The 582-nt window shown below is 57.7% G+C and carries 1 protein-coding gene; it reads right to left on the reverse strand.

The annotated features are described in order from the left end of the window. Window positions 1-582: pentapeptide repeat-containing protein (locus tag NKH43_RS35255; protein ID WP_352862068.1), on the reverse strand; the 582-nt coding region annotated here is incomplete at both ends.

The following is a 582-nucleotide window of genomic DNA, read 5'->3' on the forward strand; positions in this document are numbered from 1 at the left end:
GAATTGACAGGGCCAATCTTCAGGCCTCGTCAAGCCAGAAGTCAACTCGGTCCGGGCGTCTCCGCAAGCCATGTTGAGCTGCCACTGGGACAGACCCACCGAATTGGAAAGGTCGAGGCCCTCGATACGGGTCAGAAACAAAAAAGCGCGGTCAAAGTCTACCGGCGCGGTGAACGTCGCTCCTCGGAAGTCCGCCCGTGCGAGATTGGCAAACGAGAAGCGGCTGCCGCTGATATCGGCGTCATGGAACTGCGCACGCCCCAATTCTGCCTTTGTGAAATCAACATTGGTCAGATTGGCGTCCTGGAAATTCGAGCGCTGCATTTCCGCGCTCGCAAACACAGCGCCCTGCGGGTCCATACGGCTGAAGTCGGTCCTGTAGGCCTCGATTCTGTCGAACCGGGCGCCTTTGGCGGTCGAGTCGGCCAGGGAAGCACGCACAAGCGTTGCCTTCTCAAGATTTGCGGCAACGAGATTGCTGTTCCTGAGGTCGGTCGAAGTGAAATCAACACCGAACAGGTTCGCCCCGCTCAGGTCCTGTCCTTCTAGGATGAGAAGCTTCTTGTCACACTCGTGCCAATT

The sequence above is a fragment of the Mesorhizobium sp. M1163 genome, assembly GCF_040318415.1.
Classification (GTDB): domain Bacteria; phylum Pseudomonadota; class Alphaproteobacteria; order Rhizobiales; family Rhizobiaceae; genus Mesorhizobium.